The organism is Peptoniphilus duerdenii ATCC BAA-1640, from assembly GCF_000146345.1.
Classification (GTDB): domain Bacteria; phylum Bacillota; class Clostridia; order Tissierellales; family Peptoniphilaceae; genus Peptoniphilus_B; species Peptoniphilus_B duerdenii.
In genome coordinates this window covers 1,151,948-1,167,560 of record NZ_GL397071.1, presented here as the reverse complement: position 1 = coordinate 1,167,560, position 15,613 = coordinate 1,151,948, and the positions used below count along the sequence as shown (strand labels likewise).

General features: G+C 32.6%; 20 protein-coding genes and 1 pseudogene. 3 read left to right on the top strand and 18 right to left on the bottom strand.

The window, feature by feature from the left end:
- Positions 1 to 15: 15 nt before the first annotated feature.
- From HMPREF9225_RS05185 to HMPREF9225_RS05135, 11 genes are all read right to left on the bottom strand, one after another.
- Entirely contained in the window at positions 16 to 699 is a 684-nt protein-coding gene (locus tag HMPREF9225_RS05185) for a phosphoribosylaminoimidazolesuccinocarboxamide synthase (RefSeq protein ID WP_023060224.1), read from the bottom strand.
- A 283-nt stretch (positions 700 to 982) separates the two neighbouring features.
- Entirely contained in the window at positions 983 to 1,765 is a 783-nt protein-coding gene (locus tag HMPREF9225_RS05180) for a nitroreductase family protein (protein ID WP_040551328.1), read from the bottom strand.
- A gap of 1 nt (position 1,766) precedes the next feature.
- The gene (locus tag HMPREF9225_RS09815; RefSeq protein ID WP_050748289.1) at positions 1,767 to 2,126 is read right to left on the bottom strand and encodes a phosphatase PAP2 family protein; all 360 of its coding nucleotides are present in this window, start codon (positions 2,124 to 2,126) and stop codon (positions 1,767 to 1,769) included.
- 313 nt (positions 2,127 to 2,439) lie between these two features.
- On the bottom strand, positions 2,440 to 3,123 hold the full coding sequence (gene gpmA, locus HMPREF9225_RS05170; protein ID WP_008901897.1) for a 2,3-diphosphoglycerate-dependent phosphoglycerate mutase: 684 nt from the start codon (positions 3,121 to 3,123) through the stop codon (positions 2,440 to 2,442).
- A 57-nt stretch (positions 3,124 to 3,180) separates the two neighbouring features.
- Positions 3,181 to 3,750 (bottom strand): TetR/AcrR family transcriptional regulator, encoded by a 570-nt coding sequence (locus HMPREF9225_RS05165; protein ID WP_008901896.1) that lies wholly within the window; start codon positions 3,748 to 3,750, stop codon positions 3,181 to 3,183.
- A 76-nt stretch (positions 3,751 to 3,826) separates the two neighbouring features.
- Positions 3,827 to 4,885 carry a DNA/RNA nuclease SfsA gene (sfsA, locus tag HMPREF9225_RS09810; RefSeq protein WP_008901895.1) on the bottom strand — a complete coding sequence of 353 codons (1,059 nt, stop codon included), beginning with the start codon at positions 4,883 to 4,885 and terminating at the stop codon, positions 3,827 to 3,829.
- Positions 4,875 to 5,912, bottom strand: a complete 1,038-nt coding sequence (locus tag HMPREF9225_RS05155) for a ribonuclease E/G (RefSeq protein WP_008901894.1) — start codon at positions 5,910 to 5,912, stop codon at positions 4,875 to 4,877. The genes sfsA and HMPREF9225_RS05155 overlap by 11 nt, the downstream gene beginning before the upstream one ends.
- On the bottom strand, positions 5,909 to 6,646 hold the full coding sequence (gene radC, locus HMPREF9225_RS05150; protein ID WP_008901893.1) for a RadC family protein: 738 nt from the start codon (positions 6,644 to 6,646) through the stop codon (positions 5,909 to 5,911). The genes HMPREF9225_RS05155 and radC overlap by 4 nt, the downstream gene beginning before the upstream one ends.
- Positions 6,636 to 7,217 carry a Maf family protein gene (locus HMPREF9225_RS05145; RefSeq protein ID WP_008901892.1) on the bottom strand — a complete coding sequence of 194 codons (582 nt, stop codon included), beginning with the start codon at positions 7,215 to 7,217 and terminating at the stop codon, positions 6,636 to 6,638. The genes radC and HMPREF9225_RS05145 overlap by 11 nt, the downstream gene beginning before the upstream one ends.
- Positions 7,205 to 7,723, bottom strand: coding sequence for a Gx transporter family protein (locus tag HMPREF9225_RS05140; protein ID WP_008901891.1), 519 nt, complete (start codon positions 7,721 to 7,723; stop codon positions 7,205 to 7,207). The genes HMPREF9225_RS05145 and HMPREF9225_RS05140 overlap by 13 nt, the downstream gene beginning before the upstream one ends.
- Positions 7,720 to 8,121 carry a NusG domain II-containing protein gene (locus HMPREF9225_RS05135; protein ID WP_008901890.1) on the bottom strand — a complete coding sequence of 134 codons (402 nt, stop codon included), beginning with the start codon at positions 8,119 to 8,121 and terminating at the stop codon, positions 7,720 to 7,722. Before HMPREF9225_RS05135 ends, HMPREF9225_RS05140 begins: the two co-directional genes overlap by 4 nt.
- A gap of 102 nt (positions 8,122 to 8,223) precedes the next feature.
- Between HMPREF9225_RS05135 and HMPREF9225_RS05130 the strand changes: the two genes are divergently transcribed.
- The gene (locus HMPREF9225_RS05130; RefSeq protein WP_008901889.1) at positions 8,224 to 9,279 is read left to right on the top strand and encodes an enoyl-CoA hydratase/isomerase family protein; all 1,056 of its coding nucleotides are present in this window, start codon (positions 8,224 to 8,226) and stop codon (positions 9,277 to 9,279) included.
- A gap of 40 nt (positions 9,280 to 9,319) precedes the next feature.
- On the opposite strand, the gene msrB is transcribed toward HMPREF9225_RS05130, so the two are convergent.
- Positions 9,320 to 10,453: a peptide-methionine (R)-S-oxide reductase MsrB gene (msrB, locus tag HMPREF9225_RS05125; protein WP_008901888.1), complete on the bottom strand. Its 1,134-nt coding sequence runs from the start codon at positions 10,451 to 10,453 to the stop codon at positions 9,320 to 9,322.
- Positions 10,454 to 10,629: 176 nt separating this feature from the next.
- On the opposite strand from msrB, the gene HMPREF9225_RS05120 reads away from it, so the two are divergent.
- Positions 10,630 to 11,484 (top strand): DUF4300 family protein, encoded by an 855-nt coding sequence (locus HMPREF9225_RS05120; RefSeq protein WP_008901887.1) that lies wholly within the window; start codon positions 10,630 to 10,632, stop codon positions 11,482 to 11,484.
- A 49-nt stretch (positions 11,485 to 11,533) separates the two neighbouring features.
- Here the strand turns inward: HMPREF9225_RS05120 and HMPREF9225_RS05115 are convergent, their stop codons facing one another.
- From HMPREF9225_RS05115 to HMPREF9225_RS05105, 3 genes are all read right to left on the bottom strand, one after another.
- Positions 11,534 to 11,764 (bottom strand): PF20097 family protein, encoded by a 231-nt coding sequence (locus HMPREF9225_RS05115; protein ID WP_008901886.1) that lies wholly within the window; start codon positions 11,762 to 11,764, stop codon positions 11,534 to 11,536.
- A 9-nt stretch (positions 11,765 to 11,773) separates the two neighbouring features.
- Positions 11,774 to 12,178 carry a GNAT family N-acetyltransferase gene (locus HMPREF9225_RS05110; protein WP_008901885.1) on the bottom strand — a complete coding sequence of 135 codons (405 nt, stop codon included), beginning with the start codon at positions 12,176 to 12,178 and terminating at the stop codon, positions 11,774 to 11,776.
- Positions 12,179 to 12,321: 143 nt separating this feature from the next.
- A complete protein-coding gene (locus HMPREF9225_RS05105) occupies positions 12,322 to 12,762 on the bottom strand; it encodes a hypothetical protein (protein WP_008901884.1) in 441 nt (146 codons plus the stop codon).
- A 66-nt stretch (positions 12,763 to 12,828) separates the two neighbouring features.
- Here HMPREF9225_RS05105 and yaaA point away from each other — a divergent pair, with 66 nt between their 5' ends.
- The gene (yaaA, locus tag HMPREF9225_RS05100) at positions 12,829 to 13,548 is read left to right on the top strand and encodes a peroxide stress protein YaaA (RefSeq protein WP_008901883.1); all 720 of its coding nucleotides are present in this window, start codon (positions 12,829 to 12,831) and stop codon (positions 13,546 to 13,548) included.
- Positions 13,549 to 13,573: 25 nt separating this feature from the next.
- Here the strand turns inward: yaaA and HMPREF9225_RS05095 are convergent, their stop codons facing one another.
- The 3 genes and pseudogenes from HMPREF9225_RS05095 to HMPREF9225_RS10405 form a co-directional block, all read right to left on the bottom strand.
- Entirely contained in the window at positions 13,574 to 14,164 is a 591-nt protein-coding gene (locus HMPREF9225_RS05095; protein WP_008901882.1) for a response regulator transcription factor, read from the bottom strand.
- Positions 14,136 to 15,209, bottom strand: a complete 1,074-nt coding sequence (locus tag HMPREF9225_RS05090; RefSeq protein ID WP_211203942.1) for a sensor histidine kinase — start codon at positions 15,207 to 15,209, stop codon at positions 14,136 to 14,138. The genes HMPREF9225_RS05095 and HMPREF9225_RS05090 overlap by 29 nt, the downstream gene beginning before the upstream one ends.
- Before the next feature lie 94 nt (positions 15,210 to 15,303).
- A pseudogene (locus HMPREF9225_RS10405) lies at positions 15,304 to 15,613 on the bottom strand (hypothetical protein); the annotation flags it as partial.

Genomic DNA, 15,613 nt, shown 5'->3' with positions numbered 1-15,613 from the left:
CGTTCTTTTAATAAATTAAATACCTAGATATTTAGAAAGTTCAAGTGGTTCGATGTACTTGCCATCTTTGTATGCTCTCATGTTTCCACCACTTACTTCGTCAATTAAAATTATTTCTCCGTTTTCTTTTCTTCTTCCGTATTCTAGTTTGATGTCATAAAGTTTAAGTCCTTTTTCTTCAAGAATGTCTCTTATGATCTTTGCATTTTCAAGATTTTGTCTTACGATTTCGTCATATTCTTCTGCTGTTAAGATGTTTAGATCTACGAGTCCTTCTTTTGTGATTAGTGGGTCATTTCTATCATCATCTTTTAATGTTATCTCTGTGTATCCTGGAAGTGATGCTCCTTCTTCAATGTAGCTTCCGTATCTTCTTATAAATGATCCTACTGCTACAAATCTAGTGATAACTTCAAGTCCCTTTCCAAAGATTGTAATAGGTTCAACTTCCATTAAGTTGTTTTCTAAATCTGAGTCAACATAGTGGCTCTTTACATTTTTTTCACGAAGTTTTTCAAAGAAGAATTTGGAAACTTTTAAGCATTCGCTACCTGCTCCTTCGATAGATCCGGCTACTTCATTTCCGCCTGTATCAAATACACCATCTGTGCCAGTCATGGTATCTTTGAATTTTAAAAATATCTTTCCATCTTCTGATTCTAGAACGTTTTTTGTCTTACCTTCGTAAATTGTTTTCATAATACACTCCTTAAAATTTTTCATTAAAAGAGCCCAGAAAGATAGGTCAGCGAAACCTATCCTCCTGGGCTTTTGTCCCTTCGGTGTAGTGCATAGCACTGTGCCGCTTGGTCCTTTACATAGTACGGATCCCTAGGCACTCTTTCGCTCAAATTTCTTGAGCACTTTCTAATGCAATAATACCAATAAGAAATTACCATGTCAATAGAATTTTTCACCAGATGTAAAAAAATAATTTCTTAAAATTTTTATTACAAAAAAAAGAGACATAAAGTCTCTTTAATTACATAGTAAATGTAGCTATTTTAAGCATACCTTCAGCTTCTTCTAATTTTATATTCCAAGTAGATTTTCTTCCCATAGCTTTCATAAGCTCTTCGAAGTAATACATTATTACACCACAGTCAACTAGTGTCTTAGTTTTGTCGTATTTTTCTTCCATGAAAAGTTCCATAGCAGATTCTTTTATTAAAAATCTCCATGGTTGTAAATTCATGTAGTTAGGCGCATACCTAATTGTAGACATAATATTTAAAATTCCGTATTGTTCCAAATCTTCTGCTGTTGCAGGATGGTTGAAATCGTCTACGAAAACTATTTCTGATACAGGTTTTCTTTCGCTTTGAGTCTTAGGATCGAAAAGTTTTCTAGCTTTTGGATATCCAAATGCGATTAGGTAAGAGATGTGAGCTCCTTCTTCTCCAAAAACAGATTTTGAAGTTGCATCATCTACATTATCTACTGTGATCCAGCATGTTGATAGACCTAGTCTTATAAGTTCTGTGTTTATCTTTTCAAGATAGTATCCAGTCTTTAGTCTATCTTCATCAGTACTTCCATTTACAGAAAGACCGATATAGTGTGGAGCAACGATCATTGTGTTATTGTATCCAGCCTTGCCTTCTAATCCCTTAGCGATGATCTTTCCATTTTCAAAAAGAATGTAATTTTCTTCTTCTGAATTTTTGATTATTGATTTTACTTTGTCTAAAGTTGCGCTGTCAGCTGATTTGTCTGTGAAGTTTCTAACTGATTTTCTCTTTTCTAAAAAGTTTGTAAGTAACATATTAACCTCCGATAAAGATTCTGATTTTCTCATATAGAATTAAGTATAGTATCCAAGATACGAATGCTCCTGCCACCGTGTCCGTTGGATAGTGAACTCCGAGATACACTCTTGAAATCGCCATAAGGATTGCAAAGATTAGAAAAATATATAGATACTGTGGAAATATGCTTTTAAGTACAAAAAATATTGTAAAAGCTGCATTGGTATGGCCAGATGGAAATGAATAATCATTTAGATCTATTCCCAAAGTATTTATAAATTCATCTACCCAGTAGGGTCTCGGTCTCTTCCTTATGATCTTTATTATATGGACCACGATTCCGTTTATAATGAGCATTGACCCAAGCTGAAGTCCCATATTTCTCGTACTAGAAATAAGTATTAGTAAAGCCGTCATTATCGTTAGAAATACTGGACCACATATGTTTGTAAAATTTTTAAAGAAAATGTCCAAGAAGGAACATTTAATCTTCTTGTTAAGCATCTCTATAATAAGAGAATCGAACTTTTTTATAAATTTACCCATTACTTTTATTATAATACAGAAAAGAAATGATTTAAAGGAATTTTACGATACTTTAGTTATTATATTAAATTTATGCTTTTCTAAAAATTCATGTCTTTCCAAATAAAAAACCAAAGATAAATTTACCTTTGGTTTATATTTTATATTATAGAATTTCTTTTTTTATTATTTTTAAATTTTCATCTAGTGTATATACGATTGGTTCTCCTGTCGCGATTTCAACAGAAGTTATCTCTTCGTCGGAGATATTTTCAATGTATTTTGTGATGGATCTTAAACTATTGCCGTGGGCTGCCACTAGCACATTTTTGCCAGCGATTAAACTTGGTCCAATCTCATCCATAAAAAATGGCAATGTTCTCTCCAAAGTTAGCTTTAGACTTTCTCCATCTGGGATTACATCTTGTGGAAAATCTCTGTATTTTTTATCCCTGTGAGCTGAATTTTCATCGTCTTTGTCCATAAGTGGTGGTGCTATATCAAAAGACCTTCTCCAGATATGCACTTGCTCATCACCGTATTTTTCTGCTGTTTCTTTTTTATTTAGTCCTTGTAGTGCGCCGTAATGTCTTTCGTTTAATCTCCAGGTTTTAACAGTTTCTATATAGAGACTATCCATCTCTTCAAGAGCGATATTTAATGTCTTTATGGCTCTTTTTAAGTATGAAGTGTAGGCGATATCAAATTCGATACCAGCTTCTTTTAATTTTCTTCCTGCAGATTTAGCTTCTTCTACTCCTTTTTCTGAAAGATCTACATCTTTCCATCCAGTGAATAGATTTAGTTTGTTCCACTCGCTTTGTCCATGTCTTAATAATACTAACTTCATTTTGACCTCCAAAATATTCTAGTTTCATTTTGACATATTAAAATAGGCTTGTCAAAGTTAGTCTGTTAAAATCTTTTCCCAATTATAAAATTTATTTAGATTTTCTACATAAGTTCTGTATTCGTCTTTATTTTGTGCGTGTACTACCGCTTCAAATATAGCTTGTAAGTAGCTAGACATAAAGATATGTAGTTCTTCTTCTGATATTTCATGTGCTTCTTCCATTGAAGATAGGTATTTATAAGCAACATCTGACATAGATTTAGCTACATTATGGAAAAATTCCGCGTACTTTGTGCCTTCTGCAGCATTTAATAAAAGAATAATATTATCTCTGTGTTCAAAGAAGTTAAGTAGTGTGTCCTCATCTTGATTGCCATTCAAAACTTTTCTTATAAAGGTTGGCACATCATCGTTTGGAGATGAAACCAAATTCTTAACTGAGAGTACTGACGGAGATACGATAGTTTCGAAGAGGTCGGTCTTGGATTTAAATCTTCTATAAAATGCTCCAGTAGTTATATTTGATTTTTTACAAATTTCTTGTAAAGATGCTTTTTCAAATCCATTTTCAAGAAATTCATTTTTTCCACATTCTATTATAGATTCAGTTATTTCGTCTTTCATACCATTCTCCTCTCAACATATTCTTCTATTTAATATAGTATCATATTGAGAATTAAAGTCAATAGTAAACGATAATCTATTTATCGACAAATTTTTTAAATATTTTTCTGCTACTATTATCCTTTAAATTTAATTCTTCATATCCGATTTTTATAAGTATTTTTTCTAAAAATTTATCTCTATCATTTTCTTTTGTTTCAATCTTTAAAATATCGAGTTTCTTATCTGAAGTTAACTGTTCTACAAATGAAATCACAAGTTCAACTGATTTTTCAGATTTATCTAATATTTCTACTTCTGAGAGTAGTAGATAATCTTCAGCTTCATTTCTTGTAAAATTATTTTCTAAAGCCTCTTTTACTTTTGTAAGTTTAAAACTTCCTAGGACATCTTCATCTTTTTTAAATAGAAATTTATTTTTTTCATCGCCTTTTTCTATTGAATATCCTAGATCTACTTTCACTTCTTCTTTTATCTCTATCGAATCTTCTTTTACCTTGGAGTTGTAAGCATATATTTCTACACCTTCACCGATTGAATTTAAGAGCTCCTTTGACCATTCCGGATCCGTTGCAATATTTGCAGTGAAGTAGTCCATCTCTTCAAAAAGTACTACTATGACAAGGACAGCAATCTTTCCTTCTCTTTTCGCATGAGATAGCTCTTTTAGATGTTTTCTTCCCCTTTGTGTCGGTGAGCCCGGAAACATAGCGATATTATTTCTCTTTAAATTTACAGATTTTACCTCTATAAATCCTTCTTTCCCATCTTCTGTCGTAAATCCCATGTCAAATCTAGAATGAGAAAATTTAACTTCCTTCTTCAAGTCTTTTATCTTTAAATTGCTTAGGATTTCTCCATTTACTATGGAGTTATAGACCAAATCATTGGCAACTGTGGAGACAATATTTAAAATCTCACCATTTTTAACTATGGATGTAATTGTGTAGGGAGTCTTTCTATTTTTATTTGTAGCTTCCTCCAAGTAGCAGGTCGCTTTCGGAATCAAAAGTTCTCTCAGTCTTGCAGTGGTCGGAAGATGGGCGAGTTTTATCTCTCCATCTAATTCCACTTCCGCCGTAAAACGATTGAGTTTTCTTATAAATTTAGCCTTTACAATTTTTTTATACTTCATCGAACTTTCTTCTTTCTCCCATGTTCTGTCTAGAAATTTCGAGTAATCCCAGTTTTGTAAATCCGTGGATGCTAAGTTTTAGATTCATTGTGCTATTTAATTTTTTCGCAAAGTTTAGAATCTTTTCCCTATCTTTTTGGTCCTTCATATTTATAAAATCAACAATGATTATTCCAGAGATATTTCTAAGTTTTACTTGCCACATAATCTCTTCTATGGCTTCTCTGTTGGTCGATAAAGCTAAATTTTTCATGCTAGTATCCCAATTTTTATCAGAATTTACATCTATGACTGTTAAGGCTGTGGTGTCTTCTATTACGATATTTCCACCGGATTTCAGTTCAACTTTTTCTTCAAATAATTTTAAATAATCGAGATAAATCTTCGAATACTTGATTTCAAAATTCTTGTCATATTCGATTTTGTAATTATTTTTATATTTTTTGTAGATTTCTCTGTCGTTTGTTATGATGTCTTCGTCATAGCGACCTACCACTTCATCCACCACATCTCTTCTGTATAAAAGTCTAGGTGCAGGTTCAAAATCTTTTTCATAACCTACCATATTGTAGATGGAGTTAATTTTTTCATATTCATTTAAAAGTTCTTCTTCTGTGGCAGATTTAGCTTCCGTTCTAAAGAGCACTCCTTCAAAACTATATTTCTTTAAATCTTCTACTTCTTCTTTGGATAATTTCTTAGAAAATTTATTTTCTCCTCCTATTTTAACCATGTACCTTCCCGGAATGGTGAAGTCCACCACCGCCTTTGGAAATTTATCTTCTGTCATTTTACTTATCTGTAGGAGAGTCTTACTACCTATATTTAAAGGACCAGAGTCACTCTTCTTGAGATAGACCTTGGTCCTTCCAATATCCACGAAGTAGGCTTCTAGGGACGAATTGTATTCCACTACCCTTCCCAAATAAATATTATCTAGGATATTTTTCTCTCCAAATTCAAATATTTCTTCGAGCCTATCTCTATATATAAAAATTTGTTCAGATTTTGAGTCAATGTAAATCAAAATAAAATCCCCTCTTCTCTAAAACTGAAGTACTTTCCTCTTCCGATTACAATATGATCCACAAGTTCTATGTTTAAAATATCTCCAGCTTTTAAAAGTATGTTTGTGATATCTCTATCCTTTTGAGAAGGAACAGGATCTCCCGATGGATGATTGTGGCTTATGATGATTGAATGTGCATTTACTTCGATAGCTTCTCTAAATACTTCCCTCGGATGGACCACAGTCGCATCCAATGTTCCTTTAGAAATTTCACTAGATTTTATGAGACATTTCTTTGTATCAAGTGAAAGTACACGGAATGATTCGTATGGAAGATGGCTCATCTGCGGGCTTAGAAATTCATAGATTGCCATTGGATTATTTAGAAGGAGTTTTTCAAATTTAGAAACTGTAGATATTCGTCTTGCTAGTTCAAGAGCTGCAGATACCATAGCAGCCTTGCTAGGTCCAAACCCCTTGATCTTCATGATATCCGATGGACGAAGTTTCGTAAGCTCACCGATTCCACCATAGGCATTTAAAAGTTTTTGACAAAGTTCCACAGCAGTTTCTTCTTTCGTGCCAGTCCTAATTATAAGGGCGATTAACTCTGCATTGGAAAGAGATGCTTCTCCTTCCGCAAATAGTTTTTCCTGTGGACGATCTTCTATTGGAAGATCCTTGATGGTTTTCTTAGCCACATCAACCTTTTCAATTTTTTCTAAATTTTTTAAACTCTCATTAAATTCCATTTAATCTTCCCTCATCTATCTTTTTGATTACAGATTTAACTTCTTCTAGTGGTAGCCCAACTATATTTAGAAAACTTCCTTCGTAGTGAGAAACTAAGACTTTTCCTATTCCTTGAATGCCATAGGAGCCAGCCTTGTCTACGTATTCACCGGTATTTAAATATTCATCGATATCAGAGTCACTTAAATCTTTAAAAGTTACAGAACTTGAAACGTAGTCAGTATACTTTATTTTTCTATCCAAATTTATAATTGCAAATGCAGTTATGACTCTATGTTCCCTGCCAGAAAGAGACCTCAACATTTTGAAAGCATCTTCCCTATTCTTTGGCTTACCGAGAACTTTGTCATCTAGTACCACTATTGTATCTGCAGACAAAATAGTTTCATTTGTATAATCCTCAGCTACTGACGCAGCTTTTTCAAAGGCGAGAGATATGCAGTTGGAAATAGGATCTTCTACAAATCCAATCTTCTCTTCAATCTGTGGTTTCACTGTTTCGATTTCAAACTCATCTTTTAAAATTTCTATTCTTCTCGGCGAAGTGGAAGCGAGTATTAATTTCTCCATCTTATCTCCTTATGTTTTGAAACATTTTTTGAAATATAGTAACTTGCAAGACCTACAAAATATCCTGTAAATATCCCCATCAAAAGTAAGTATGGAAGATATGAAATAAGTGTCTTGCTCTTTAAAATAAATATCGCAGCTACAATCTGACCGAAGTTGTGAAATGCAGATCCGATTTCAGAAACTCCGATTGGACTTAGGTACTTTCTAAGATATTTGTGGGAGAGAATCATCGCAACGGATGAAAAAAGTGCCCCATTTGCAGAAAATATAAATGCACTTACTGCACCAGTTACAAGCATGAGCATGATGGATTTAAAAATCATAATTAAAAATCCTTCTCTGTAACCTAGCGTATATATAGCTACCAAAACCACCATGTTTGATAGTCCAAGTTTCGCCCCTGGTACCGGAATAGGAAGTGGAATTTGTGATTCAAATGTTCCGAGCACTATTCCTAGCGCCACTAAAAGTGATATGAATAATAATCTTTTTGTCTCTTTCAATGTAACAACACATCCAATCCGTCTTCTCCAGGCTCAATCTCAATAACTAATCTATTTGGAAGACATACTATTGACTCTCCCTTAGAAGTGATCTCGCCCATCTTCATACATAGTTTGTCCTTGCAATCTGATTCAACCATCTTAACTCCATGCTTTGTAAACATAATTTCATTGTCCCCAAACTCAGTGTGAATATGTTCAACCTTGCCTTCCATATTGCCATCCACCTTGATGGTTTTTACAACCTTTCCATTTACCTTTATGTTTATTGTAGAACCTTCAACGAAAGCTCCCTTTCTAGTTGAAAATAATATTACAAAAGCAATTAAAACGATAGATATGATTACGATTAAATCTCCAATTTTAAAAACTTTTTCTTTAAATAATGATTCTTTCATAAGTACATTTTAACATAGATTTATTTTAAGTAGCAAAATTATAAAAACAAATATCAAATTGGGTATAATAACAAAGAATAAACAGGATTTAGGAGGAATTGGATGATAAAACATTATATAAAAGATCACATCGCAGTGGTGACTCTATCGAGAGAAGGAGGTCTAAATGCCCTTTCATCACAGATGCTCGAAGATCTTTTGAATATTTATAGAGATTTAGAAAATAATGACGATGTAAAGATTGTCGTTTTAAATTCAGATAGAAGAGATTTCTGCGCAGGAGGAGATTTAAAGGAAGTATATGAATCTTTTTCAAAGTGCAAGGACAGAAAATGTCTTATGAGTTATTTTACAAAGGAGTACGATCTAGATCTATTCCTAGCAACCACCAAGAAACCAACCATCACATTTTGGACCGGAGTTTCCATGGGTGGCGGTGTGGGACTTTCAATGCACTCAGATATAATAATTGCAGATGAAACGGTGAGATTTGCAATGCCAGAAACCAAGCTTGGAATCGTCCCAGATGTAGGAGTTGGAACCGTACTATCTAAAATTGATAGACCGACTGCAAACTATATAACCCTAAACTCAAAGATAATTTCTGCATCTGACATAAAACATCTTGGAATCACAGACTACCTTGTAGAAAAAAATAATAAAGATGAACTATTGGAAGAACTTTTCAAATTAGGAAGGGAGAATAAATCCACAGAAGAAATAATAACAGCTTTTAAAGATGTGCTAAAAGATTACGACCTTCCAACTAAAAAGACAGATCTCTCCTTCAACGAAGAAAATATAAAGAAGTACTACGACAAGGATACGGTCTTTGAAATAGTAAGTGCACTTAAAGAAAATGAAGATGATGAGTTTGCCAATGCATGTTTAGAAGAACTTGAGATGGTATGTCCTTACAGCATGGCGCTACAATTTGAAAAGCTAAAGGCTGGAGAAAATTGGGACAGAGTCGAAACTCTTAAGAGAGATTGGATGTATATCTTGGACTCTAGTTTGAGGGGCGACTTTGAAGAAGGCATCCGCTCAGTCTTAATTGACAAGGACAATAATCCGAATTGGAAGCATAAAACTTTGGAAGATGTGGATATGAATGAAATTCACCACGTACTTCACGAAAGAGAAACTAAATATAATTAAAATAATCCCCTTAAATTAAGGGGATTTTATTTGCAAATTTTTATTTAACTAGATGTTTTAAATATCCATAGCCTTCTTTGTCCATTTCTTCCAATGGAACAAATCTTAATGCTGCACTATTTATGCAAAATCTTAGACCACCAGATTCTTTAGGTCCGTCTTCGAATACATGTCCTAAATGAGAATCTCCGGAGCGACTTTTCACTTCTACTCTATCCATATTATGACTGCTATCGCTACTATACTTTAAAACATCCTTAGAAATTGGTTTTGAAAATGAAGGCCAACCACAACCTGATTCAAATTTATCTGTTGAAACAAATAGTGGTTCTCCCGTAACTATATCTACATAGATACCTTTCTTTTCATTGTCCCAATATTCATTAGAAAAAGGTTGTTCGGTGTCGCTATTTTGAGTCACATTATATTGAAGCTGCGTTAGCCTTCTTTTTAAAATTTCCTCGGTTGGCTTTTTATATTTATCCTTGTCGATTATAATTTCATTTGCTTTTCTTAAATCAACATGGCAGTATCCGTAAGGATTTTTGTCTAAATAATCTTGGTGATATTCCTCTGCCTTGTAAAAATTTTCCAATTTCTTAACTTCAACAACGATTTTATTCTTGTACTTTTCTTGTTCATCTTCTAGCTTTTTCTCAATTATTTCCCTATCTTTTTCGTCTGTAAAATATACTCCCGTTCTATATTGAGTTCCCTCGTCATTTCCCTGTTTATTTAAACTCGTAGGATCAATTACCTTTAAATAATAATTAAGAAGCTCATCGAGACTTAATCTACTAGGATCATATTTAACTTCCAAAGTTTCAGCATGACCAGTATTTTTATGAGAAACATCTTCATAAGTTGGGTTCTCCGTCTTGCCATTTGCATAACCACTTACAACATCAGCTACTCCATAGATCCTTTCCATGTACGCATCTAAACCCCAAAAACAACCTCCCGCCAAGTAGATTGTCTTTAAATCAGAATCTTTATAATCCACTCCATCGTTTGGATTAGTGCCTATATTTTTCTCTTCTTCATTTTCTATTATCTCATTTATCTTTTTAATTATATCTTTGCCATTCGTTCTTTCTTTGCTTTCACCTAAACTGGTGCATCCAGTCATGAATAAAACCAAAGCAAAAATAATTAATATAATGGACTTTCGCATCTCTTTCTCCTTCTACAAATATTTATTTTATTCTTAATGAAAATTAATGTTTTAAAATATTTACCCGAAGTAAACTAAAAAATCGAATAGTTAATTAAACAATTCGTGAACAATTTATAAAATTTTCTACCATGAGAATTTAACTTTGATAAAATATAATAAATGTAGGAGGAAATATGAAAAAAATACTTATATTAATTACCTGTTTAATCTTTCTTGTGTCCTGTGGAAATAAAACTGATGTAAGAACAGAAAATAACGCAAATCCAAAGGAAACTACCATGTCCAACATGAGTTCTAAAGAAAGTTTAGGAGAAGTTACAGAAACTATTAAAAAATATCTAAAAGAGGAAGATGTGGACCAGTTCGCTTCTCTTGTAGAAGATTATAATCAAACAATCGAAAATACATCCCTACATGGAGAATTTAAGCCAGAAATAAATCCGGAATATGATTTTGAAAAGATAGATAAGCTTTGGACTTCTAAAAAGGGTGAGTTTATTGGCACAAATTGTAGAATAAATACTTTTGTTCTTCTAAAAAATAGTATCGGTTCTAAAAATATCCCATACGATAACGAAGATTTAGCCTTCGATATGAGTGCTCTTGATAATAGCAAAATCTTAAATGATGCTGAAAAAGAAAATTTCTATAGTATATTTTCCAAGATAAAGACAGAAAAGACCAAGGATTATAAAGTTCATGGAAAGAAAATGGAAGAGCATCTATCCAATTTCAATTTAAATTTTAACGATAATATTTCCATGGTTTCAGTGGTAATTCATGATGATTTGGATTACGATTCACTATTTATTGGTCACGTTGGAGTGCTCGCTAAAGGAAATGATCACTACCTTTGGATTGAAAAAATAAGTTTCCAAGAACCTTATCAAGCTATCAAGTTTGCTACAAAAGAAGATTGTTTTAAATATCTTTACGATAAGTACAAAGACTACAAATCTGAAACCACTTCCCATCCATTTATAATGGAAAATGACAAATTAGTCGAGCTAGATGAATATAAAAATTAAATACTAAATAAAAAATACCACCGTTTAACTAAGCGATGGTATTTTTATTTTATTTATCCGTGTCCATCCACATCAAGACCTTTTTACATTTTGGACAGTACCAAGCGTCCTGCTCTCTTATTGTGGTTGAGATTGAAACAGTATCTCTCGTAAAGAAACCAACTATTCCAGTTTTTTTCTTCTCTTCATCTGAGGTAAACTCGTAGAAAGATCCAGCGCCTTGGCCTACTCCTTCCACAGTTCCCTTTATCATATCATTATTACAGTTTAAACATTTCATTTTGTTCTCCTATTTTACAAATGCGGTGCACTCTAAATCTCTCACATCTGTAAGACCATTCTTTGTATAATATCCAATAGTTTTTTCACTGTCTTCAGTGAGAAGCACCACCTGTCTAATATCTTTGTATTCTTCTAAAATAAGCTTAATAAGTTTGCTGCCTATTTTCTTTCCTTGATATTTATTTAAAATTAAAATATCTTGGATGTAGATGATGGTGTATCCATCTCCAACCACACGGGCAAGACCAATGAGGGAATCTCCATCCCAAACAGTCCAAACTTTTAAAGAATGATTAATTCCATTCAAAAGTTCTTCTGGATTGTCGGTGTATGCAGTCCAACCAACATCATTATATAGTTTTAAAATAGCATCCATTTCAGGAATGCAGTCTTCTTTAAATATTATATTCATATAAACCCCTTTGATTAATAATTATTATTTACGAAAAATCTCCCAACTACAGTCACCCTGAGCGAAAGAGCCGTAGGCTCTGAAGTCGAACGGGTATAACATCTGAAGAGCAAGTCCTCCCAACTGCGTTTTTTAAAAAAAACTTACCCTCTCACATTATAAATAATATCTCCATTATAGAAAATCTCTATATTCGCCTCTAATTCTTCGCTTCCTCTCTTCAAAAAACCACTTAACATATATGTCATGTAAGAATCATATTCGCTCATCACATCGAAGCTTCCAAATTTAGAATCAAATGCACCGACAAAATCACCCAGGTACATCTTCTCTCCAACGAAGCTGCCCACGTTGCCAGTTAGAACATTTTTATACTCCATGATGTAGACATAGGAATCATCCCAGGACACGCCTTCCAAAATGATCTCCCCGTCCACCATTTCGTTTCTTTCTACATCGATAAAACCGCTTTGAGTCTTAAAAGTAAGTCTATTTTCGCCATAATCATAATCAATATCTATAATCTTCGCATCATGAAGGCTAAATTTAAAATTCGAAGGCTTTTCTCTTAAATATTTTGCCATTTTCCACCTCGAAATAATCGTATTAAATAAATTATATCATTTGCTATAATATTATAGGAGGTACCTATGAAAATAATATTCTCACCGAGTAAAGAAATGAGCTTTCAAAGTCCTTATAAAGAAGCTACAAACTACTCGGATAAAACAAAAACAATAATATCAGAACTTAAAAATTTAAATAAAGATGAAATAAAAAACATCTACAAAATTTCAGACAAAGTTGCAGATGAGGTTTTAAATTATATAGATAATTTCTACATCGAAGAAAGTTACAGAGCCATCGAAATGTATACTGGACTTGCCTTTAGGAAGTTCGACATAGATTCTCTAAATTCAGATGAAAAATCTTACCTAGACGAACATCTCGTCATCCTTTCAGCATTTTATGGACCGATCAATCCAGAGAAACTCGTCCGTCCCTATCGTCTTGACATGAACATAGGAATTAAAGTCGATGGACTAAGTCTTAAAAATTTCTGGAAGGATGAATTTAATAGCGCATTTGAAGATGGAGAAACTATTCTAAATCTAGCTTCCGACGAATTTTCAAATTTAATCGATAGAAAGAAATTTAAAATCTACGACTTCGACTTCTTTGAAAAAAAGGATGGCAAACTAAAATCCCACTCCACCATTTCTAAAAAATCGAGAGGTCTTATGCTAAACTACATCTGCAGGAATAAAATCGAAAACCTAGAAGATCTAAAAAACTTCAACCTGGAAGGCTTTAAATTTGCAGAAGAACTCTCAACAGAATCAAAATTTACATTTATAAAGACAATATAAAAGAGCTATTCTCGTAGCTCTTTTTTTACATTACTGGATCGATATATCCCAGTTCCATGGCTCTATTGTATGCTTCTACAATATTTTTCGCACCGAGTTTTTCGTAGATATTTGAGATATGATTGTAGAGAGTTCTCTCACTGATATATAGTTTCTTGGCAATGTCCTTTTTATTTTCTCCCTTTATCATTTCTCTAAGGACTTCTACTTCTCTTTCCGTTAGTGTTTCTAGAATTTGTGGAGAATTTTTAATTTTTCCTCCACCATTTACAGACCTAAGTCTACTCACTAGTTCACTTGCTTCTACAGATTTATTTATAAAATCTTTTACTCCAAGATCAAAGGCAATCTTTCTATAATTTACCAAATCGTATGATGTTAATACGACTATCTTTTGCTTAGGATATCTCTTCAAGATTTCTTCTACTAAATCAATCCCAGTCTTTTCCGCCTTTAAGTTTATATCCAAAAGCAATATATCATAGCTATTTTCTAGTGCTTCCATTAAATTTTCTGAAGATGAAATATAATCACAGGTAACATCTCTCTCCTCTTCCAAGAGCATCTTTATGGATTGTCCTAGAATTTTATGATCGTCTAGCAATAGAATTTTCATCTTCCACCTCCAGCTTAACCGTCGTTGATAGCAAATCTTTTTCCAAATTATAATTAATCTTTCCAGAGTTAGACTCTACCAAAAGTTTTAGAACCATGACTCCTCTAGTTGATTTCTCTATATTTAAAATATCTTTTGAAACTGCGCCGTTGCTTTCTAAATTTATACAAATATCCTTTCCATTTTTAAATATTTTATAATTTAGATAAGAGCCATTGGAATGTTTGTACACATTGTTTACAAGCTCCCTTGTGATTATGAGGATGAGCCTCTTTATATTTTCATCCTTTAGACTCTTAATTTCATCAGAGACTTCTATGTTCACTTCAAGATTTTTATCTCTATATAGACTTTTTATATTTTCTACCACTTCTTCCAAAGAAATATCAATGCTTCCGCCTTCAAAAATATTCGATTGATAGAATTTCATAAGCTTTCTCGATTTAATCTCAAGGTCTGTGAGTACCTCCTTCGTCAAAGGAATATTTGGCTCTTTTAGCGAAAGATAATTCTTGGTAGCATAGATATCCTGGATGATTTCATCGTGAATGACCCTGGCAAATTCGTCCCTTTCCTTGGAAATGTAGTCTGAGAGATAGTACATCTTGTATATTTTTTCGTAGTTATTTTCTCTTTCTCTAATGGAAAATATAAGTAGCATCTCAAATACTATTATCAAAATATTGTAAATAATTCCGATGGATAATCTGTCGATGTCAAATAAGTATGCAAGAGTTCCAATTAAAATTCCCATTGCTACCGCAAATATGGAGACTGAGTTATTAGAAATTGGAATGATATTTATGCCCTTTATATTTTTATATATAAAATATTTTTTAATATAGATCCCAGTTGAAATTAAACTTATAGCGATTAGAATTATTTTGCACTCTATCCCTTTAATTGGAATAGCAGCAATCGCCCCAAGAGAAATAATATTTAATAGACTTGCAACAGAAGTTTTATCCTTGTTTGAGATTTCTGTGTAGAAAATCACAAGTGCCGTAACCATAAGCATGTAAAACGCAAGCTCAACAATCTTCAAATTTTCTGTAAGATCTCCAAAGCTGAAGAGAACTCCCCAAAATATAATTATTAAAATGTGAAAAGTTAAAATTCTAATTAATCTTTTATACATATCAATAGTAGCTAACTACAATCCTTTCTCCATTCGTTTTAATAGATAAATATCCTATGCATAGCATGAGAATACATACCTTAACTATTAAATATAATTCTATCATATTCGTAAGCCTATACAATTCTATGGCGATTAAATTCATAATAATAGAAAAAATAATCATGGTGATCTGCAGACCATTTACCCTGTTCATATTCCTTGTAAATAGAATTAGGTAGACTATTAGAATCGTGTACAAAATAATACTTATAAGTAAATTTAAAATTAAAATAAAATCCATTTTAAAATTTATAAATGTAATTATAAAT

Excerpts from the sequence above, each read along its gene's own strand:
- HMPREF9225_RS05185 (WP_023060224.1), bottom strand. The coding sequence starts at position 699 with ATGAAAACAATTTACGAAGGTAAGACAAAAAACGTTCTAGAATCAGAA.
- HMPREF9225_RS05180 (WP_040551328.1), bottom strand. The coding sequence starts at position 1,765 with ATGTTACTTACAAACTTTTTAGAAAAGAGAAAATCAGTTAGAAACTTC.
- HMPREF9225_RS09815 (WP_050748289.1), bottom strand. The coding sequence starts at position 2,126 with ATGGGACTTCAGCTTGGGTCAATGCTCATTATAAACGGAATCGTGGTC.
- gpmA (WP_008901897.1), bottom strand. The coding sequence starts at position 3,123 with ATGAAGTTAGTATTATTAAGACATGGACAAAGCGAGTGGAACAAACTA.
- HMPREF9225_RS05165 (WP_008901896.1), bottom strand. The coding sequence starts at position 3,750 with ATGAAAGACGAAATAACTGAATCTATAATAGAATGTGGAAAAAATGAA.
- sfsA (WP_008901895.1), bottom strand. The coding sequence starts at position 4,885 with ATGAAGTATAAAAAAATTGTAAAGGCTAAATTTATAAGAAAACTCAAT.
- radC (WP_008901893.1), bottom strand. The coding sequence starts at position 6,646 with ATGGAATTTAATGAGAGTTTAAAAAATTTAGAAAAAATTGAAAAGGTT.
- HMPREF9225_RS05145 (WP_008901892.1), bottom strand. The coding sequence starts at position 7,217 with ATGGAGAAATTAATACTCGCTTCCACTTCGCCGAGAAGAATAGAAATT.
- HMPREF9225_RS05135 (WP_008901890.1), bottom strand. The coding sequence starts at position 8,121 with ATGAAAGAATCATTATTTAAAGAAAAAGTTTTTAAAATTGGAGATTTA.
- HMPREF9225_RS05130 (WP_008901889.1), top strand. The coding sequence starts at position 8,224 with ATGATAAAACATTATATAAAAGATCACATCGCAGTGGTGACTCTATCG.
- msrB (WP_008901888.1), bottom strand. The coding sequence starts at position 10,453 with ATGCGAAAGTCCATTATATTAATTATTTTTGCTTTGGTTTTATTCATG.
- HMPREF9225_RS05120 (WP_008901887.1), top strand. The coding sequence starts at position 10,630 with ATGAAAAAAATACTTATATTAATTACCTGTTTAATCTTTCTTGTGTCC.
- HMPREF9225_RS05115 (WP_008901886.1), bottom strand. The coding sequence starts at position 11,764 with ATGAAATGTTTAAACTGTAATAATGATATGATAAAGGGAACTGTGGAA.
- HMPREF9225_RS05110 (WP_008901885.1), bottom strand. The coding sequence starts at position 12,178 with ATGAATATAATATTTAAAGAAGACTGCATTCCTGAAATGGATGCTATT.
- HMPREF9225_RS05105 (WP_008901884.1), bottom strand. The coding sequence starts at position 12,762 with ATGGCAAAATATTTAAGAGAAAAGCCTTCGAATTTTAAATTTAGCCTT.
- yaaA (WP_008901883.1), top strand. The coding sequence starts at position 12,829 with ATGAAAATAATATTCTCACCGAGTAAAGAAATGAGCTTTCAAAGTCCT.
- HMPREF9225_RS05095 (WP_008901882.1), bottom strand. The coding sequence starts at position 14,164 with ATGAAAATTCTATTGCTAGACGATCATAAAATTCTAGGACAATCCATA.